Annotated in this window: 15 protein-coding genes; 9 read left to right on the top strand and 6 right to left on the bottom strand. The window is 66.6% G+C overall.

Annotated features, from left to right (window positions below):
- Window positions 1-45 precede the first annotated feature (45 nt).
- Together F791_RS0107060 and budA are read right to left on the bottom strand one after the other, a co-directional pair.
- Window positions 46-444 carry a hypothetical protein gene (locus F791_RS0107060; protein ID WP_019592403.1) on the bottom strand — a complete coding sequence of 133 codons (399 nt, stop codon included), beginning with the start codon at window positions 442-444 and terminating at the stop codon, window positions 46-48.
- 78 nt (window positions 445-522) lie between these two features.
- Window positions 523-1335 carry an acetolactate decarboxylase gene (gene budA / locus F791_RS0107065; RefSeq protein WP_018138895.1) on the bottom strand — a complete coding sequence of 271 codons (813 nt, stop codon included), beginning with the start codon at window positions 1333-1335 and terminating at the stop codon, window positions 523-525.
- Between the two features lie 147 nt (window positions 1336-1482).
- On the opposite strand from budA, the gene gshA reads away from it, so the two are divergent.
- The 4 genes from gshA to F791_RS0107085 all read left to right on the top strand — a co-directional run bounded on the left by gshA (window position 1483) and on the right by F791_RS0107085 (window position 8571).
- The gene (gene gshA, locus F791_RS0107070; protein WP_018995054.1) at window positions 1483-3069 is read left to right on the top strand and encodes a glutamate--cysteine ligase; all 1587 of its coding nucleotides are present in this window, start codon (window positions 1483-1485) and stop codon (window positions 3067-3069) included.
- Between the two features lie 138 nt (window positions 3070-3207).
- The gene (locus F791_RS0107075) at window positions 3208-4224 is read left to right on the top strand and encodes a glutathione S-transferase family protein (protein WP_019592404.1); all 1017 of its coding nucleotides are present in this window, start codon (window positions 3208-3210) and stop codon (window positions 4222-4224) included.
- Window positions 4225-4300: 76 nt separating this feature from the next.
- A complete protein-coding gene (locus tag F791_RS0107080) occupies window positions 4301-5416 on the top strand; it encodes an efflux RND transporter periplasmic adaptor subunit (protein WP_020614792.1) in 1116 nt (371 codons plus the stop codon).
- Window positions 5413-8571, top strand: a complete 3159-nt coding sequence (locus F791_RS0107085; RefSeq protein WP_019592405.1) for an efflux RND transporter permease subunit — start codon at window positions 5413-5415, stop codon at window positions 8569-8571. Before F791_RS0107080 ends, F791_RS0107085 begins: the two co-directional genes overlap by 4 nt.
- 917 nt (window positions 8572-9488) lie before the next feature.
- Here F791_RS0107085 and F791_RS0107090 read toward each other — a convergent pair.
- Both F791_RS0107090 and msrB read right to left on the bottom strand, forming a co-directional pair.
- A complete protein-coding gene (locus tag F791_RS0107090; protein ID WP_019592406.1) occupies window positions 9489-10700 on the bottom strand; it encodes an MFS transporter in 1212 nt (403 codons plus the stop codon).
- 31 nt (window positions 10701-10731) lie between these two features.
- Complete coding sequence (msrB, locus tag F791_RS0107095; RefSeq protein WP_018138901.1) at window positions 10732-11127, bottom strand: peptide-methionine (R)-S-oxide reductase MsrB; 396 nt, start codon at window positions 11125-11127, stop codon at window positions 10732-10734.
- 105 nt (window positions 11128-11232) lie between these two features.
- On the opposite strand from msrB, the gene F791_RS0107100 reads away from it, so the two are divergent.
- Genes F791_RS0107100 through F791_RS0107110 form a run of 3 tightly spaced genes read left to right on the top strand, consistent with a single transcriptional unit; the run spans window position 11233 to window position 15950 of the window.
- Window positions 11233-12309 carry an EAL domain-containing protein gene (locus tag F791_RS0107100; protein WP_018138902.1) on the top strand — a complete coding sequence of 359 codons (1077 nt, stop codon included), beginning with the start codon at window positions 11233-11235 and terminating at the stop codon, window positions 12307-12309.
- A 58-nt stretch (window positions 12310-12367) separates the two neighbouring features.
- Entirely contained in the window at window positions 12368-13765 is a 1398-nt protein-coding gene (locus F791_RS0107105) for a glycoside hydrolase 100 family protein (protein WP_018138903.1), read from the top strand.
- Window positions 13766-13778: 13 nt separating this feature from the next.
- Window positions 13779-15950, top strand: a complete 2172-nt coding sequence (locus F791_RS0107110) for an HAD-IIB family hydrolase (protein WP_018138904.1) — start codon at window positions 13779-13781, stop codon at window positions 15948-15950.
- Between the two features lie 22 nt (window positions 15951-15972).
- On the opposite strand, the gene coq7 is transcribed toward F791_RS0107110, so the two are convergent.
- Window positions 15973-16611 (bottom strand): 2-polyprenyl-3-methyl-6-methoxy-1,4-benzoquinone monooxygenase, encoded by a 639-nt coding sequence (gene coq7, locus F791_RS0107115; RefSeq protein ID WP_018138905.1) that lies wholly within the window; start codon window positions 16609-16611, stop codon window positions 15973-15975.
- A 55-nt stretch (window positions 16612-16666) separates the two neighbouring features.
- On the bottom strand, window positions 16667-17959 hold the full coding sequence (locus F791_RS0107120; RefSeq protein WP_081616975.1) for a (Fe-S)-binding protein: 1293 nt from the start codon (window positions 17957-17959) through the stop codon (window positions 16667-16669).
- Here F791_RS0107120 and F791_RS0107125 point away from each other — a divergent pair.
- Both F791_RS0107125 and F791_RS0107130 read left to right on the top strand, forming a co-directional pair.
- Window positions 17958-18692, top strand: coding sequence for a YdiY family protein (locus tag F791_RS0107125; protein ID WP_018138907.1), 735 nt, complete (start codon window positions 17958-17960; stop codon window positions 18690-18692). The genes F791_RS0107120 and F791_RS0107125 overlap by 2 nt on opposite strands.
- A 54-nt stretch (window positions 18693-18746) precedes the next feature.
- A complete protein-coding gene (locus F791_RS0107130; protein WP_018138908.1) occupies window positions 18747-19052 on the top strand; it encodes a ferredoxin in 306 nt (101 codons plus the stop codon).
- Window positions 19053-19063 lie beyond the last annotated feature (11 nt).

Consider the following 19063-nt stretch of genomic DNA (forward strand, 5'->3'; position numbering starts at 1 on the left):
GCGAGCCGTCGATCCACTTGTCACGGGATGACCGTGACGGGGGTGTCAGCGATAGACCCGGACTTCCTGCTCCCGGCCCTCCACGCCGCGGTTGGCGCAGAACTCCTGTTTATGGCCGTCGGCGTAGCGGATCTCCACGTTGAAACCGGCCCCGGGCGGGTGGTTCAGGGCCACACGGCGGCGTTCTCCGGGGCCGATCTCGCCCTCGCGCAGCGACGACTCGGACAGGTCGTGCCCGAAGTCGAAGTGAACCGCGCGGATGGGGACCTCGCTGTCATTGTGCAGGGTGACCATCAGGACCCCCTCGGGCGGCCCCGGCTCGACGCCCCAGTGCACTATCCCGGCGCCCGCTGCCAGCCCGAGCAGAAACAGCCAGGCGGCGGGCGTGCGCAGGGCATCCACCACGATCTCGTCCCAGCTGCGGCGTTGTCTTTCCTGGTCCACGGGCGCTCCGATTACCAAAAATAAGAAAAGACTAATATGCAGCGCGGGCGCAGGCAAAGGCGCGTATGAACGGTCAGGTCAGTGTTCGGCCTCGTTCAGATCCTCGGATGTGTCCCGCGACAGGTCCGCGGTCAGATAGTCCAGTGTCATGGGCAGGCCCAGGTCCACGCGCGGGAGGTGTTGCAGGGCGATGCGGATGGATCGCGGACGGGCCTCCAGCAGGTGACCGCCGCAGCGGCGGTCGGCGTCCACGAAATGCAGATGGTAGCCGGGCACCGCAACTGACTGCATGAACTCGGGGGTCCAGAAGCCGGCCATCGAACCCTCAATGCCCTCGAATTCGTACTCCGGCTGCTCGCGGGCAACCTCCACCAGCGGCCGGTAGGCGTCCTGGCGCGGGACCGAGCGGGTGCGCACGTAATCGAACACGCCATCCAGCCGGATCGCGTAGACCATGTTGTGCGACGGGATCAGGCGGTTGAACAGGGCGAGCAGCCCGTCGTAGTCCATCGGGGTGTCGATGGTTTCCTCGCTCCACGGGCGAAAGCGCGTGACGCAGGCGAAGGGCGTGCGTGTCTCCGGGCTGACCGCGTAGGCGCGGCCGTCCGAGCGCAGCTGGAAGACCTCGCCATCCAGGACCACCATCTCGCCGTCGAGGTCGTTGAAGGTCCCCAGCCCGAAATCGCCGCGATCGAGGATGTCGGCGATCGTCGTGTCCTCGCGATAAAGCCCCTCGACCAGGGCGTTCACCGGGGCCGAGACATGCAGGCTGGCGGCGGTCGCCGGCGTCTCCAGCCAGCGCTCTATCAGGGCCTGCGGGTCCTGGCCTTCGCGGCGGGCACGGGCGCTCAAGCGTTCCATCAGGTCATCGGGTAAATCGTTACTGGACATCTCGGTGGCTTCCGGTCAGCGCAAACGGTTGCCGGCAAGGTTGCGCGGGCGCTGGGCTTCCCGCAACCCCGTGCCGGTTGCATGTGACCCCGGGGGCGCATTCCGGTATGTTCGCCGGGTTTGCAGACAGGCAGGAAACGCAGCCCAGTGGGAACCGACGAACGCAATCTGCAGGGACTGGTCGCGCAGCTGGCGGAGCGCCTGGCGGGCACTGGCCTGCACGGGCGCATTGGCCTGGAGAAGGAGACCCTGCGCGTCGGCCCGCAGGGCTCGCCGGCCCTGACCCCACACCCGGCGGCACTGGGTTCGGCGCTGACCCACCCGAATATCACGACCGACTACTCCGAGGCCCTGCTGGAGCTGGTCACCCCGCCGTTCGACGATGTGCGCGAGACGCTGGGTTTCCTGCACGACCTGCAGGCCTTCGCCGCCGCCAATGTCGGCGACGAGACCCTGTGGTCCACTTCCATGCCCTGCGTGACCGCCGACGACAATGCGATCCCGGTCGCGCAGTACGGCACGTCCAACGCCGGGCGCATGAAGACCGTTTACCGTATCGGACTGGGGCACCGCTACGGGCGCAAAATGCAGGTGATCGCCGGGGTGCACTTCAACTATTCCCCGCGCCCCGAGTTCTGGCCGGCGCTCGCGCAGGTGCTGGGCGAACAGGACGACCGCGCGTTCCGCGACGAGCGCATGATGGGCATGATCCGCAACCTGCTGCGCTTCGGCTGGCTGGTGCCGTATCTGTTCGGGGCCTCGCCGGCGGTGTGCAATTCCTTCCTCGAGGGCCACGGCGCGGTGCTCGAGGACTTCGACGACGACACCTCCTACCTCCCGCATGCGACCAGCCTGCGCATGGGCGACATCGGGTACACCAACCGCAAGGAGGCGGACACCGGCATCAAGGCGGACTACAACTCCCTTGGCGGTTACGTCGACTCGCTGCGCTGCGCGATCAACACGCCCAGTCCCGAGTGGGAGCGCATCGGCGTGAAGGTCGATGGCGAGTATCGCCAGCTGAACGCCAACATCCTGCAGATCGAGAACGAGTACTACTCCACGGTGCGCCCGAAGCAGCCGCTGGAGCGCTTCGAGAAACCCACCGATGCGCTGGAGGCGCGCGGGATCGAGTACGTCGAACTGCGCTCGGTGGACATCAACGCCCAGCACCCGCTGGGGGTGGACGAGACCCAGCTGCGCTTTCTGGAGGTGTTCGCCCTGGCCTGCCTGCTGCAGCCGAGCCCACAGCTGGAGGCGGGTGAGCTGGACGCGATCGATGCCAACCTGCTCGATGTGGCGCACTATGGCCGCCGCCCGGGGCTTGCACTGCGTCGCCCCGGCGGCGAGGTCGCGCTGCAGGACTGGGCGCGCGAACTGCTGGCCCTGATGCGCCCGGTCGCCGCAATCCTTGACCAGGAACTGCCGGGCGACCCGTACCGCCGTGCGCTAAGCGAGCAGTGGGGCAAGGTCGAGCAGGCCGATCTGACTCCCTCGGCGCGCATGCTGGAGGACATGATGGCGCGCGAGGAGGGCTTCTACCGCTACGCCAGCCGTCTGTCCGCGCAGCACCGCGAGGCGTTTCGCTTCAACGGTCCGCTGCCGCGCGCCGAGACGCTGGAGGCCCTGGCGCGCCAGAGCCTGGCGGAGCAGGCCGCGATCGAGGCGGCCGATACCCTGGACTTCGATACCTTCCTTGCCCGCTACTTCGACGGCACGCTGCGCGCCTCCTGAACCTCAGTGCTTGGTTGTTGATTCGATATTTTCGAATCTTCAAGCGGAAACAACGCGATTTATCTTCGAATTTATCGAAATGATAATCGAAGCCATCATCCGTAACCGTGGCGACTGGACCGCTACAGAGGGAACCCCATGAGTCTTCTGATCAACGGCGAACTGCGCGAGGGCTGGCTGGAAGAGGAGTCCGACGAGAACGGAGAGTTCGTGCGCCAGGACCAGCAATACCGCAACTACGTGACCGCCGACGGCTCCGCGGGCCCGCTGGGCGAGGGCGGCTACCCGGCCGAGTCCGGGCGCTACCACCTGTACGTCTCCTATGCCTGCCCCTGGGCGCATCGCGCGCTGATCCTGCGCAAGCTCAAGGGTCTGGAGTCGCACATCGGGCTGTCGGTGGTGCATCACTACATGGGCGACGCCGGCTGGTCCTTCGATGACTGCGACGGCTGCACCGGCGACCGCGTGCACGGCTCCCGCTACATGCACGAGCTCTACACCCGCACCGATCCGAAGTACACGGGCATCGTGACCGTGCCGGTGCTGTTTGACACCCAGACCGACCGGATCGTGAACAACGAGTCGGAAGACCTGGTGCGCATGTTCAACAGCGCCTTCGACGGCATCACCGGCAATACGCTGGATTTCTACCCGGAGGACCTGCGCGAGGAGATCCACGCGGTCAACGATCGCGTCTATGAAAATGTGAACAACGGCGTCTACCGCTCGGGTTTCGCAACCTCCCAGCAGGCCTACGATGCCGCCTGGGACCGCCTGTTCGAGACCCTGGACTGGCTGGAAGAGCGTCTGGCACGCCAGCCGTTCCTGGTGGGCGACCGGATCACCGAGGCCGACTGGCGACTGTTCACCACCCTGGTGCGCTTTGATCCGGTTTACTACAGCCACTTCAAGTGCAACCGCCAGCGCATCATCGACTTCCCGGCGCTGTCGGCCTACCTGCGCATGCTCTACCAGCGCCCCGGCGTGGCCGAGACCGTGCGCATGGATCACATCAAGGCGCACTACTACGGCAGCCACCCGATGCTGAACCCCAGCCGCATCGTGCCGAAGGGCCCGGTGATCGATTACAGTGCGCCGCACGGTCGGCCGCTGGGGGATCTCCCGGCCGAACTCCGGAACGCCGCGGAAATGTGACGGTCGTTACACTATTGGCGAGGATTACGCGGGCCCGGGCTTGCTCGGGCCCGCTTTTTAGCGAGGGGTTGGCTGGGTGAAGGCGATTGGCTGGTTGCTGGGGTTGGTAGCTGTGCTCGCGCTGGGCGTGGCTGCCTGGTACGGGCTCGAGGGCGAATTCCAGTCGAACAGTGGCGACGCGCAGGCCGCCGACGAGGCCCCCGAGGAGGCGGATCGCCGCACGCCGGTGCGGACCTCAACCGTGCAGCCGCGCACCTTCGAAACCATTGTCGAGTCCCTGGGTACCGTTCGCGCCAACGAATCGGTGCTAGTCACCGCGAACGTGACCGAGCGCGTGGTCGAGGTCCTGTTCGACGATGGTGACGAGGTCGAGGCAGGGCAGATCCTGGTCCGCCTGGATGCAGACGAGGCCGAGGCGGCTCTGCGCGAGGCGCGTGTTCAGGTCGAAGAGGCCGAGCGCGAACTGGAACGTGTGCGCGATCGCGTGGCCGATGGCGTGGTGACACAGCAGCAGGTGGACCAGCAGCGCTCGCGCCTGAGCGAGGCCGAGGCCCGGCTGGCGGCCGCCGAGGCGCGCGTGGCCAACCGCACGATCCGCGCCCCATTTTCCGGCCGGCTGGGCCTGCGCCAGGTGAGTCCCGGTTCGCTGGTGAGCCCCGGTACCCCGATCGCGGAGCTGGATGATATCGAGCGGGTGAGGGTCGATTTCGCGGTCCCCGAGCGGCACGCGGCCGCGATCCCGCTGGGTAGCACGGTCTATGGTCGCAGCGCGATCGGGGTGTTCGAGGGACAGGTCTCGGCGGTGAGCAACCGCCTCGATGTGTCGACCCGGACGCTGACGGTGCGCGCGACGGTGGACAACCCCGACTTCATCCTGCGCCCGGGGATGCTGGTCAATATTCGCCTGGCGCTGGATCCGGTCGAACGGGTCGCCATCCCCGAGGGCGCGGTTCAACAGGTGGCCGATCAGCACTTCACCTTCCGCCATCTGGATGACGGCACGGTAGAGCGCGTACGGATCCGCATTGGGCGTCGCATGCCGGGCTTTGCCGAGATCCTGTCCGGGCTGGAAACCGGGGATGTGGTCGTCTCCGAGGGCGTGTCCCGAGTGCGGGACGGGCAGTCCGTGCGCGTGCTGCCGCCGCGCGTGCCCGAGTTCCTGGAAACCGGCGAGGCCGGTGACGCGCAATGATTATCTCGGATGTCGCCAATCGCCGTCCGGTCCTGGCGATTGTCTTCAACCTGCTGCTGATTACCTTCGGCCTGATCGCCTACGACAACCTGCCGCTACGTGAATACCCCGACGTGGACCCGCCCGTGGTCACGATCGACACCGTCTACCCAGGCGCCAGCGGCGACATCATCGAGCGCGAGGTGACCCAGCGGCTGGAAGACCGGGTCGCGGGGATCGAGGGCATCCGCTATGTGGAGTCCACCAGCGAGGACGGCCAGTCCCGCATTACCATCGAATTCAACCTGAATCGCGACCTGGACGCGGCGGCCAACGACGTGCGCGAGGCCGTCAGCCGCGCGATGCGCGACCTGCCCGAGGATATTGACCCGCCGGAGGTCACCAAGGCGGATGCCGACGCCAACCCGATCCTCTGGCTGAACCTGTCCAGTACCACGATGGATCAGCTGGAGCTGGCGGACTACGCGGAGCGTCACCTGATCGACCGCATCTCGGTGGTGGATGGTGTCGCGCTGGTGCGCCGCGGCGGTGCGCGCAGCTATGCGATGCGGATCTGGGTGGACCGCGAGGCCCTGGCCGCGCGCGAGCTGACCGTAACGGACATCGCCGATGCCCTGGAACAGGAGAACGTCGAGCTCCCGGCCGGGCGTCTGGAGTCGGTCGAGCGCGAGTTCACGGTGCGGGTCGATCGCCAGTACCGCACCCCGGAAGACTTCTCCAACCTCGTGCTCAAGCGTGGCGAGGAAGGGCAGCTGGTGCGGCTGAGCGACGTCGCCGAGGTGAACATCGGCGCCGACACCGAACGCAGCGAGTTCCGCGGCAACCGCGAGGACATGATCGGCCTGGGCATCATCCGTCAGTCGAATGCAAACGTGCTGGATGTCGCCAACGGGGTGAAGGCCCTGGCCGCCGATCTGCAGGACAGCCTGCCGGAGGGTACCTCGCTGGTGACCACCTACGACGAGTCGGTGTTCATCGAGGGGGCGATCCGCGAGGTCTACATCACGCTGGCCGTGGCGACGGCGGCGGTCGTATTCGTGATCTGGCTGTTCCTGGGGAGCTGGCGGGCGACCATCATCCCGGCGGTGACGGTGCCCGTGGCGATCACGGCGGCCTTTATCGGCATCAACCTGTTCGGGTTCTCGGTCAACCTGTTGACCCTGCTGGCGCTGGTGCTCGCCGTGGGGTTGGTGGTGGATGACTCCATCGTGATGCTGGAGAACATCCACCGGCGCATCGAGCGTGGCGAGCCCGGTCTGCTGGCGGCCTATCGTGGCGCCGGGCAGGTGGGCTTCGCGATCGTCGCGACCACCTCGGTGCTGATTGCGGTGTTTGTGCCGCTGGCCTTCCTCGAGGGCACGGTCGGGCGTCTGTTCACCGAGTTTGCGATCGCGATGGCGATCGCCGTGTTCTTCTCCAGCCTGGTCGCGCTCACCCTCGCGCCCGTGCTGTCCGGGCGGCTGATGCACAAGGGCGACGATGACACCGGCGCGGCGCGCTTTATCAGTCGCGGCTTTTCCTACCTGGAACGCGGTTACGGGCGTGCGCTGCAGACCGGCCTTAAGGGAGCCTGGCTGATCGTGCCGATCCTGGCGCTCGTGCTCGCGGCCGCCTGGTATCTGTTCGACACCCTGCCCGAGGAGTTTGCGCCACAGGAGGATCGCGGTGCCTTCTTCGTGATGGTCGACGGCCCGGAGGGGGCCAATTTCGACTACATGAGCCGCCAGATGGCCGAGATCGAGACCCGCATTCAGCCCTTGGTCGAGGACGGTCCCATCCGTCGGGCCCTGGTGCGTACGCCGCGCGGATTTGGCGGGTCGGAGCTGATGAACAACGGCTTTGTGATCGCCATCCTCGAGCACTGGGACGACCGCGACATGTCGGGGCAGGAGGTGATCGACGAGGTGCGGGGCATTGTAGACGAGATGCCCGGGGTCGAGGCGCGCGTGGTCATGCGCCAGGGTCTCTCGCGCGGACGCATCGGTCCACCCGTGCAGTTTGTGATCTCCGGCCCGGACTACGACACCCTCGAGGAATGGGGCGAGATCATGCGCGAGGCCGCCGAGGGCATGGACGGCTTGACGCGCGTGGATCTGGATTACGAGCCCACGCAGCCACAGATCAACGTGCGCCTGGACCGCGACCGGGCCGGTGACCTTGGCGTCTCCATGCGCGACGTCGGGCGCACGCTGGACATCGTGCTCGGGGGGCGCGATGTGACCACCTTTGTCGATCGCGGCGAGGAGTATGACGTGATCATTGAGGGCCTGACCGACCAGCGCCGCACCCCCGGGGATATCGACAACCTCTACGTGCGTTCGGCGGCCGGCTCCATGGTGCCGCTGTCGAGCCTGGTCACCTACGAGGAATTTGCCGGTCCCTCGTCTCTGGAACGCTATAACCGAGCCCGCGCTGTTACCCTGACCGCCGGCTTGCAGGACGGGATGACGCTCGGCCAGGCGCTGGATGCCCTGGATGCGAAGGCGGCCGAGCTGCTCCCGGCCGAGGCAGGAATCGACTACAAGGGCGAGTCGCTGGACCTGCGCACGGGCTCCGAGGCGATCCTGTTCGTCTTTGCGCTGGCACTGCTGGTCGTGTTCCTGGTGCTGGCTGCCCAGTTCGAGAGCTTTGTGCACCCGTTCGTGATCATGCTGACCGTGCCACTCGCGGTGGTCGGGGCATTACTGGGGTTACACCTGACTGGCCAGACCCTGAACATCTACAGTCAGATCGGGATGGTCATGCTGATCGGGCTGGCGGCCAAGAACGGCATCCTGATTGTCGAGTTCGCCAACCAGTTGCGTGACCGCGGGCGCGACTTCGACACTGCCGTAGTCGAGGCGGCGCGCATGCGTTTGCGGCCGGTGCTGATGACCGCGCTGACCACCGTGGCCGGGTCGATTCCGCTGATCCTGGCCTCCGGGCCGGGCGAGGAGACGCGCTTCGTGATCGGGGTGGCCGTGTTCTCCGGTGTGCTGTTTGCCACGCTGTTCACGCTGTTCGTGATTCCGGCGGCCTACAGCCTGGTCGCGCGCGGCACCACCTCGCCGCTGGCGACCACCCGCCGCCTGCACGACCTCGACGCCGAAGTCACCGACGTCGACGGCGAACGCCGCGGCGGCCACGCCTCATCCGCCCCCCGCGCCGAACCCTGATTTCCCGTTGCCGGGCCGCCTGTCTTGTTGTGGCTGGCCCTGGATCGGCCTCAGTGTTTACGTGCCTTTGGTCCGCATACTGCCGAGCGCTCACTCGCGAGCGCGCCGCGCCCGTTTTTGATCAACAACGGGCTTTCTTGCTTGCCCAAGAAAGTACCCAAAGAAGGGCACCCGGATTCCGCCCGGGGACCTTGCTCCAGGGCCCTCGGGCCGGCGGCGCTGAAACTCGCTGCGCTGTCGCTTCGCTCAGACAGTCAGCGCCCCCGTTTCTATTTTGAATCGTCCGTCCCGAGGACCCTTCCGCAAGGGGCTTCATACGGGGGGAGAAGGTCAAAACAAGAGCCATTCCCCAACGTTTCGCCCAACTCCGACGCCGTAGGGTGCGGTTGAGCGCAGCGAAACGCACCATCCCAGCGTCCGGGCAACCCTGATGCGATTCGCTACGCTCATCGGCATCTTACCCTTGGCGCCCGCTTGCGGGCGCGGCACGCTATGGCCGTAGGCCGAGCGTGCCGAAGATGTCCGAAGACCCAGCCTCCATCCAGAAGCACGAACATGGGGATCGCCGCTGTTTAGACCTTCACCCCCCGTTGTCGCCGCGCCGAGTGGAGAGGGTTTTCGCGGGAAGAGAGGCGCTGACTGTCTGAGCGAAGCGACAGCGCAGCGAGTTTCAGCGCCGCCCGCGAAAAGCCTCGGAGCGAGGGAAACCCCGGCCCGCATAGCGGGCCGGGGTCGCGGCAGTCGGGCGTGTTTCTTGGATACTTCTTTGCACGAGCAAAGAAGCCCGTTTTTGATCAACAACGGGCGCGGTGCGCTGGCGAGACAGCGCATGGCAGGCGGCGGCCCGAAGCCACCGTAAACACCGGATGCCGAACCAGAGCCAGCCACAACAAGACAGGCGGCCCGGCAACGGGAAATCAGGGTTCGGCGCGTGGGGCGGATGAGGCGCGGGTGTCGTCGAACCAGAGCCAGGCGACGGCGATGGTCAGCAGCGCGACGACCGGCAGCATGGCCAGGTTCAGGCCGTCCCAGCCCAGTGGTCGCAGCAGTGCGCCAGCCAGCAGCGAGCCGGCCGTGACCAGCGTGAAGATGGTCAGGTCGTTCACACCCTGGACCTTGCCCTTCTCGGTGGCGGTATGCGTGGTCGTCAGCAGCGTGCTGCCGCCAATGAACAGGAAGTTCCAGCCGACCCCCAGCAGGAACAGCGCCAGCCAGAAATGCCCCAGCGTCTCCCCGTGCGCGGCAACCGCCACGCTGAACAGCACCAGCGCATTGCCGAGCGCCAGGATGCGTGTGATCCCAAGGCGGGTGATCAGGTGGCCGGTCACAAACGAAGGCGCGAACATCCCCAGCACGTGCCACTGCATCACCAGTGCGACCTGACCCATGTCGAAGTCCGCCTGGCGCATGGCCAGCGGGGTCGCCGTCATCAGCAGCACCATGACCGCATAGCCCAGTGCGGCCGCGGTCAGGGCCACAAGGAAGCGACCCTGCGGCAGGATCTCGGCCATCGGCCGGGCGGGCCCGCGTTCCTCTGGCGGCGGCGCCGGCACGCGCAGCCAGGCCAGCAGCGCCATCGCCAGCAGGGCCAGGGCGCCGAGGACCAGGTAGGGTCCGGCCTCCGGCGTGTCCGGCAGCAGGGCCTGGGCATGGTGGGCGTTCCACGGGCCGAGGAAGGCGGCCACGACCCCGCCGGCCATCACCAGTGAGATCGCTCGCGGGCGAAAGGCGGGGCTGGCCACGTCGGCGGCGGCAAAGCGGTAGTACATCGCGAACGCCTGGTAGGCCCCCAGCAGCAGGTTGCCGAGCACGAACAGCCAGAAGGCCTCCGCGAAGACCCCGGCCGCCGCCAGTGCGGCGCCACCGACCCCGCCCACGCTGGTGCCCAGCAGGAAGCCGGTGCGCCGCCCGAAGCGCTTCATGAACAGCGAGGCGGGCAGGGTGGTGACCAGGGTCCCGACCATCATCGCGGCGACCGGCAGGGTGGCCAGGGCCGGGTCCGTGGCCAGGCGCTCCCCGACCACGCCGCTCAGTGTCATCACGGTGACCGCGGCGATCAGAAACAGGGCCTGTGCCGTGGCCAGCAGCAGGACATTCACGCGTTCGCGCGGGGTGATCGAAGAGGACACGGGATTCCTTTCCACGGGAGTGGCGACGTACTCAGGCGCGTGGGCGAAAATCGAGCACGGCGGAGTTGATGCAGTAACGCAGTCCGGTCGGGGGCGGGCCGTCGGGGAAGACGTGTCCCAGGTGCGAGTCGCAGCCCGCGCAGCGGACCTCGGTGCGTTCCATGCCCAGCGAGCGGTCGCGGTACTCGCTCACGGCGTCGGGCGCGGCAGGGGCCGTATAGCTGGGCCATCCGGAGCCGGAATCGAACTTGGTGGTGGAGTCGAACAGCGCGGTACCGCAGGCTACGCAGTGATAGACGCCATCCGCCTTGTGGTCGTGATAGGCCCCGGTGAATGGGCGCTCGGTCCCGCCTTCGCGGGCGATGCGGTACTGCTCGGGTGTCAGGCGTGCGCGCAGGTCGTCGTCGGGATGATCTGGGTTATTCATTGCAGCCTCCGGGTGGTGCTATGGTGCGTACAAACCGAGAATGACCGGGATCGTAGCACTGCCCGGAGGGTCTCGACTGGATACGATGGACCGCTGGAGGTGGTCGTGAGTTGCCCGGATTGCGAACGTATCGATCTCCTGCCGGCGGAATCCGGCACCCTGTATCTCGCGCCGGTTCTGGCGCATACCCGCGCAGTCTTGCGCAGCCGCATGGTGGAGGAACAACTCCCCTGCAGCGAACCCGTCTCCGGCATTCTTGCAATGCCGGTCGACAATAACGGGGGGCTGGGTGACACCCTGGTGCGTCTGGAGCAGGCCTTGAGCGGTGCGGAACAGTCCGGTTGTCGGGCGACCTTCGTCCCGGGCGACGAGACCTTCAGCCTCGCCCATCTGCAGGACACCCACCTGCTGTCCACGCTGATCGCTCGCCACAACGCCCGCGATCTGGCGGCGATCCTCGCGAACGACTCGCTGGACTTTCATTTCCAGCCGATCGTGCACGCCGCCCAGCCCGAAGAGGTGTTCGCCTACGAGGCGCTGGTGCGTGCCCGCACGCCCGCCGGCGACGTGATCCCGCCGAATGAGTTGTTCAAGACGGCGCGGGCGGCCGAGCTGCTGTTCCATCTCGACCGCTCGGCGCGGATCAACGCAATTCGCCGCGCCACCGAACGCGGGATCGGGAGTCGGCTGTTCATCAACTTCAATCCCACGGCGATCTACGACCCGGCGTTCTGTCTGGAGACGACGGTGCGCGAGATCCTGTCGCGTCCGGACGGGGATGGTCCGAGCGGTTTCGTGTTCGAGGTGATCGAGAGCGACTACGTGACCGATGTCGATCACCTCTCGCGCATCGTCGATCGCTATCGCCGTGCCGGTTTCCAGGTGGCACTCGACGATCTCGGCGCGGGTTATGCCTCGCTGAACATGCTTTCGCAGCTGCGCCCGGACTACGTGAAGATCGACCGCCAGCTGGTCAGTGGCATCGACGGTGATATCTATCAGCAGAAGATTCTTGGCAAGATCACCGAACTGGCGCGCGAGCTCGAGATCCAGACCGTCGCCGAGGGCATCGAGACGGTGGAGGAGTGGCGCTGGCTCAAGGACCAGGTCGACTACTGCCAGGGATACCTGTTCGCCCGTCCGGCCGCCGAGCCGCCCATGCCCGTGCATCCGGAGGCCTGAACCGTGGTTTCTCTGGGGCGGTGCACATCCGACCCGTGTCTCCCTTAGACTCAAGGGTATGAACCAGCTTCCGCCCGATGCCCGAAACCCGACGCTGGAGTCCGCCTTCCAGCTTCTTCGTGATGCCGAGGTGCGCTATCAAGGCCGTACGGTGGGGACCGTCGCCAGCCTGGATGCCCGCGCGCCTGCGGACAACTACGCTGACTGCTTTATCCGCGATTTCGTGCCCTCCGGGCTCGTCTACCTGCTGAACGACGAGCCCGAGGTGGTGCGCGACTTCCTGTCGCTGATCCTGCAAATCCGCGATACCCAGGAAGAAATCGAGGGTCACCGCCGCCTGCCGCGCGTGATGCCGGCGAGCTTTCGCGTGTTCACCGACGAGAACGGTCGCGAGGGGCTGGCGGCCGATTTCGGCGATCGCGCGATCGGCCGCGTGGCCCCGGTGGATTCGATGATGTGGTGGGTGCTGCTGCTGCGCGCCTATCAGAACCGCACCGGAGATCACGACTTCATCAAAAGCCAGGATGTGCAGCGCGGCATCCGGTTGATCCTCAGTATCTGTCTGCAGGACCGCTTCGAGGTCTTCCCGACCCTGCTGGTGCCGGACGGCAGCTTCATGATCGACCGGCGCATGGGCGTGTTCGGCCACCCGCTGGAGATTCAGGCGCTGTTCTACGGCATGCTGAAGGCCTCCTTGGCGATGCTGGAACCCTGCGATACCGACTCCGAGCAGCTCTGCGAGCAGTCCGCGATCCGTACCCGGCAACTGTCCGATTACATCCGCCACTACTACTGGCTGGATCTCGAGCGACTGAACCACATCCACCGCTACCGTACCGAGCACTTCGGCCACGAGTCGGAGAATGCGCTGAACATCTATCCCGAGAGCATCCCTGACTGGCTGGTGGACTGGCTGCCCTCGGAGAGCGGGTATCTGGTCGGCAACCTGGGGCCGGGGCGGATGGATTTTCGCTTCTTCAGCTTCGGCAATCTGCTGGCGGTTCTGTTCGGGCTGGCCGACGAGCGCCAGTCGCGCTCGATCATGCAGACCTTCGAGCAGCGCTTCGAGGACCTGATCGGGACCATGCCGGTGAAGATCTGCTACCCGGCGATGAGCGGCGAGGAATGGCGCCTGCTGACCGGCTCCGACCCCAAGAACACGCCATGGTCCTACCACAATGGTGGCAACTGGCCGGCGTTGCTGTGGGCGTTTACCGGTGCCGCGCTGCGGGTCGGGCGCCCGGATCTCGCGCGCAGCGTGCATGCAGTGGCGGCCGAACGGCTGCATCGCGACGACTGGCCGGAGTATTACGACGGCCGTCACGGCCGGTTGATCGGTCGGCGCGCCAACTATCAGCAGACCTGGTCGGCTACCGCCGTCCTGGTTTCACAGGCCCTGCTCGACAACCCCGATACCATGAGCCTGTTCGACAGCCCCGAACCCGAATTGCCATGAGGCATGTGCGTCCATGAAAAAGACCCAGAGCAAGGCCCGTGATGGGGAGGGCCTGTACCTCGTCCTGATCAGTGTCCACGGCTTGATGCGGGGGCGGGATCTGGAGCTGGGGCGCGACGCCGACACCGGTGGGCAGACGCTGTACGTAGTCGAGCTGGCGCGCGCGCTGGCGCGACACCCGCAGGTGGGGCGGGTCGATCTGCTCACACGGCGCATTGTCGACAGCCGGGTCGCGGACGACTACGCCGAACGCGAGGAGCCACTCGGCGACGGCGCCTTTATTGTGCGTCTGGATTGCGGACCCAAACGCTACCTGCGCAAGGAAAAGCTCTGGCCCTATCTCGACTGCTTCGCCGACAACGCCCTCGGGCATATCCGCGAGGTGGGGCTGCGCCCGGACGTGATTCACGGGCACTACGCCGATGCCGGGCATGTGGCGGTGCGCCTGTCCAACCTGCTGGGCGCGCCGATGCTCCAGACCGGGCATTCCCTGGGTCGGGTCAAGCGCGAGCGTCTGCGCGAGGGCGGGATGTCCGACGACGACATCGAGTCGCGCTATAACATCGCCACCCGCATCCACGCCGAGGAAGAGGCCCTGGCCCATTCCCATCGGGTGATTGCCAGCACTCGCCAGGAGATTGGCGAGCAGTACGCGACCTACGACAACTACCAGCCCGAACGCATGGAGGTGATCCCACCCGGGACCGACCTCGAACGCTTCTACCCGCCCAAACGCGGCCAGCGCAAGCCGCCGATCTGGCCCGAGATCCGGCGGTTTCTGCAAAAGCCGGATCGCCCGCTGATCATGGCGCTCTCCAGGGCCGACGAGCGCAAGAACATCCGCGCCCTGGTCGAGGCCTACGCCGGCAACGAGTGGCTGCGGGAGAACGCCAATCTGGTGATCGTGGCCGGCAATCGCGATGACATCCGCGACCTCGACAAGGGTGCGCGCGACGTACTAAAGGACCTCCTGCTGCGCATCGACCGCCACGACCTCTACGGCCGTGTGGCCTACCCGAAGCACCACAGCCCCGAGGACGTGCCGGACCTCTACCGCCTGGTCGCGTCCAGCAAGGGGGTGTTCGTCAATCCAGCGCTGACCGAGCCGTTTGGCCTGACCCTGATCGAGGCCGCGGCCAGCGGGGCCCCGATCGTCGCCACCAATGACGGGGGGCCCGAAGAGATCATCTCGCGCTGCCACAACGGGTTGCTGGTCGACCCGCTGGACCCGGAAGGGATCGCCGATGCGATCCAGGGCATCCTCGCGGACCGCCCGCGCTGGCAGCGCTATTCGCGCGCGGGCCTGAAGGGCGTGCGCCAGCACTACTCCTGGGACGGACATGCCGAGAAGTACGTGAGGTTGGTCAAGGCGCTCAGCAAGGAGGTGCGCCAGACACGGCGCGAACAGCGCTCGACCTCCGGTCGGCTGGCCAAGGCCGACCGTGCCGTGATCACGGACATCGACAACACCCTGCTGGGCAACGACAAGGCCACGCGGGCCTTTGTCGCCTGGCTCAAACGCCACCGCAAGCAGGTGGTATTCGGTGTGGCCACGGGCCGGCGGCTGGATTCCGCCGCGGCCGTGCTGGAAGAGCACGGGGTGCCCGCGCCGGACGTCTGGATTACCTCGGTGGGCAGCGAGATCCACTACGGGGCGGAGCGGACCGAGGATCGCGGCTGGGCACGGCACATCAGCCACCGCTGGGAGCCCGACCGCCTGCGCGAGTGCCTGCTGAAGGTGCCCGGGCTGGAGCTGCAGCCCAAGGAGGACCAGCGGGCGTTCAAGGTGAGTTTCTTCGTCGATCCTCCGGGGGAGCTGGATGCCGAGAGCATCGAGACCCGCTTGTACCGCGAAGACCTGCACGCGCGCGTGATCTATTCGCACAAGCGCTACTTGGATCTGCTTCCGGTGCGCGCCTCCAAGGGGCTCGCGGTGCGCTACCTGTCTGACAAGTGGGGCATCCCGCTCGAACATGTGCTGGTGGCCGGGGACTCCGGTAACGACGAGGATATGCTGCGCGGGCGGCTGCTCGGGGTCGTGGTCGGGAATCACCAGCCGGAGCTGGAAGGGCTGCGCGGATTCCAGCGCATCTTCTTTGCCGACGCGACCTATGCGCGCGGTATCCTCGAGGGCATCGAGCACTTCGATCTGCCCAACCGCTGCGACATCCCGGCCGACGAATAGCCCCGGTCCTCCGGGGCAGGTCTCAGATCCAGTAGGCGGTGCGTGTCATCACGGTCGAGGTGAGCGGCATCAGCACGTTGCGTACCGGCCAGGGGGGTGGCTTGCCGCCCAGCGCCATCGCATGCGCCCCGTGTTCCACCTCGTCCTGCTTCATCTGCTCGAGGATACGGGCGGAGGTCTCGTCGCTCTTCGGCAAGCGCTCCAGGTGACGGTCCAGATGGCGCTCGACCTGACGCTCGGTCTCGTCGATAAAGCCCAGGCTCCAGGCATCCCCCGCCAGGCCCGCCACGGCGCCGAGCCCGAATGATCCGATATACCAGAACGGCCCCAGCAGGCTGGTGTGGCCGCCCAGTTCGTGCACACGCTGCGCGCACCAGTGCAGGTGGTCGCCTTCCTCGCGTGAGGCCTGGTCCAGGTGTTCGCGGATCTGTGGATTGCGCGCGGTCAGCATCTGCCCCTGGTACAGACCCTGGGCGGCAAGCTCGCCGGCATGGTTGACCCGCATCAGGCGCGTCGACAGCTGGCGGTCTTCCTCTTCCAGGTGCGGCCAGTCGTCGCCCCCGGGCGACGGACGGCCGGTGGAGCGGGCGTGGCCGGCCACGACCTTGACGAAGGCATCGGCCTGGCCGATCAGGTGATCCAGGGGGCTGAGTTTGCGCATGGTGGTGCCCGTTTCGCAGGGAATAACTAAAGCGTAACGCAAGCGATTGCGGCCGTCAGGTCCGGGAGGGGCCGGAGCCGAGCCGACTGGCGAGAAAGCGGGCCGGCGAGAGGATTGGCGGGCCCCCGCAGTCGTCCGCCAGGGCACGCAGGTGGACGCTGCAACCGACGTTTGCGCTCACGATCACATCCGGGGCATCGGCGGTCAGCGCATCCAGCGTGGCCGCGCCCAGCCCGTCGGACATCTCCGGAAGCGCAAGCATCGCGGTGCCACCCGCACCACAGCAGTTCGGGGCACCGGACACGTCCGTCAGGGTGACGCCTGGCAGCCGTTGTAGCAGTGCGGTCAGATCGCGGGTCTCGTGCGTCACGTTGCGCAGGGTGCAGGGCAGGTGCAGCGCGACGCGTACCGGGCTGTCGCGCCAGGTCGGAGGCGCGGGTTCGGCCTCGATGTGGTCGCTCAGGAACCGGGTCAGGCTCATGCTGCGCTCCCCCTGACTGCCCTCGGGAGTTTCCCGCAGCGTGGCCTCGCAACCGCTGTCCAGCGCGATCACGGGCATCTCGCCGGCCAGGGCCTCTGCGTTTCGCTGTTGCAGGGCGCGCGCGGCCTGTGGCCGCCCACCATGCTGTTCCAGTGCCCCGCAGCAAACCTGGTCGCGCGGTACCGCGACCCGGAACCCCAGCGCGTTCAGTACGGCGAGCGCGGCCTCCAGGTCCGGTCCGGTAAAGAAACGATCCATGCAACCGGTAAACAGCAGGGCATCCGCGTGTTCCGGGGCCACGGTGTCCGCCAGTCGCGGCGCCGGGGCGAGCGAGGCACGGGTATGGTCCAGGGTGCGCCACAACCGCTGTCCGGGGCGCAGCCAGCGCTGCACCCCGGTCTTCTGGGCGATGCGGGCGGCCATGCCACCGAGGGCGCGCAGTGACTCGTGGCGCAGAGCCGAGGCCTGCAGGGACTGGCGCCAACGGGCGGTGGCGGGGCGGTCCTCCTGCGGGTTTTCCTCCAGGATCTCGTGTGCGCGATCCATCAATGCGCCGAACGGTACGCGTGCCGGGCAGACGGCCTCGCAGCTGCGGCAACCGAGACAACCCTCCAGGTGTTCGCGCAGGCGGGGCGCCTGCGGCTCCAGTCGGCCCTGGGCCAGCCCCTGCATCAGGGTCAGGCGCCCGCGCGGAGAGTCCCCTTCGACTCGGTGCCAGGCATAGGTGGGGCAGTGCGGCAGGCACAGCCCGCAGTGGACGCACTGGTCAGCCGCGGAAAGACCCTGAAACCGGGGCGGTTGGTCCGACGCACCGAGGGGCTTTGCTAGGGTTTCGTCCCCATTACTCTGTCCCGGGAGAGGTTTCATGCTGCGTTTTGCCCACCCTGTTCGTTCCTCGCTTGCCCTGTTCATGCTGGTGAGCATACCAGCCCTGCCCGCCATCGCCTGGGATGCCGAGGGCTGGGAGACCAGTATCGAGCTCGGGGCATCCAAGACCACAGGGAACACCGAGTCGACTACGGCCAATGCCCGCTTCCGCTCGCAGCACACGGCGGAAGAATGGCGCAATCGGCTGCGCCTGGATGGGTACTACCACGAGGAAGACGACGACACGACCGGGCAGCGCTATGTCGGCAGTTACCAGCTGGATCGCAAGTTGGGCGAACACGATTACCTGTTCGGTGCTGCACGCTACGAGCGTGACCGGTTCAGCAGTTATGTGTACCAGAGCTCGCTGACTGGCGGTTACGGTCGCCGGCTGGTGGATCGCGAGACCGTCAAGCTGGACGCCGAAGTGGGTGGCGGTATGCGGCAGTACAAGCAGCGCATCGAGGGCAGCACCGAACGCGAACCCGTGGCACGCTTTGGCGGCAACTTTCGCTGGGACTTCTCCGAGAATGCGCGCCTGACCGACGAACTCCTGATCCTTTATGGTTCGGACAACACCGAGATTGAAAACATCCTCTCGCTCACCGCAGACATGACCAGCCGGCTGGCACTGCGCACCAGCTTCACGGTCAAGCACAACACCGATGTCGAGCCGGGTACCGAGAATACCGACACCATTACCGACGTGAGTCTGGTCTATCGCTTCCAGTAACCGGATCTTTCGCACCCCGCGCTATGATGCGCTGATCGAATGACGGAGCACACGATGGGCTACTACGAACGCCACATCTTCTTCTGCACCAATTGCCGCGAAGACGGCAACTGCTGCGAGGACCACGGGGCGACCGAGATGCGCGCCTACGCGAAGGATCGCGCCAAGGCGATGGGGATCCACGGCAAGGGGCAGGTGCGGGTCAATACCGCCGGCTGCCTGGACCGTTGCAACGAGGGCCCGATCGCCGTCGTGTATCCCGAGGGTGTCTGGTACACCTATCACGACGAGCACGATATCGACGAGATCCTCGAGGAGCACCTGAAGAACGGACGGGTGGTGGAGCGCCTGCAGATCTGACCCGCTTCGCG

Origin of the sequence: Thioalkalivibrio sp. ALRh, assembly GCF_000381425.1 — a bacterium.
In the GTDB taxonomy this organism is placed as follows: Bacteria; Pseudomonadota; Gammaproteobacteria; order Ectothiorhodospirales; family Ectothiorhodospiraceae; genus Thioalkalivibrio.

Coding starts and splice junctions, on each gene's coding strand:
- budA (WP_018138895.1), bottom strand. CDS start 1,335: ATGTCCAGTAACGATTTACCCGATGACCTGATGGAACGCTTGAGCGCC.
- F791_RS0107075 (WP_019592404.1), top strand. CDS start 3,208: ATGAGTCTTCTGATCAACGGCGAACTGCGCGAGGGCTGGCTGGAAGAG.
- F791_RS0107085 (WP_019592405.1), top strand. CDS start 5,413: ATGATTATCTCGGATGTCGCCAATCGCCGTCCGGTCCTGGCGATTGTC.
- msrB (WP_018138901.1), bottom strand. CDS start 11,127: ATGAATAACCCAGATCATCCCGACGACGACCTGCGCGCACGCCTGACA.
- F791_RS0107105 (WP_018138903.1), top strand. CDS start 12,368: ATGAACCAGCTTCCGCCCGATGCCCGAAACCCGACGCTGGAGTCCGCC.
- F791_RS0107110 (WP_018138904.1), top strand. CDS start 13,779: ATGAAAAAGACCCAGAGCAAGGCCCGTGATGGGGAGGGCCTGTACCTC.
- coq7 (WP_018138905.1), bottom strand. CDS start 16,611: ATGCGCAAACTCAGCCCCCTGGATCACCTGATCGGCCAGGCCGATGCC.
- F791_RS0107125 (WP_018138907.1), top strand. CDS start 17,958: ATGCTGCGTTTTGCCCACCCTGTTCGTTCCTCGCTTGCCCTGTTCATG.
- F791_RS0107120 (WP_081616975.1), bottom strand. CDS start 17,959: ATGAAACCTCTCCCGGGACAGAGTAATGGGGACGAAACCCTAGCAAAG.
- F791_RS0107130 (WP_018138908.1), top strand. CDS start 18,747: ATGGGCTACTACGAACGCCACATCTTCTTCTGCACCAATTGCCGCGAA.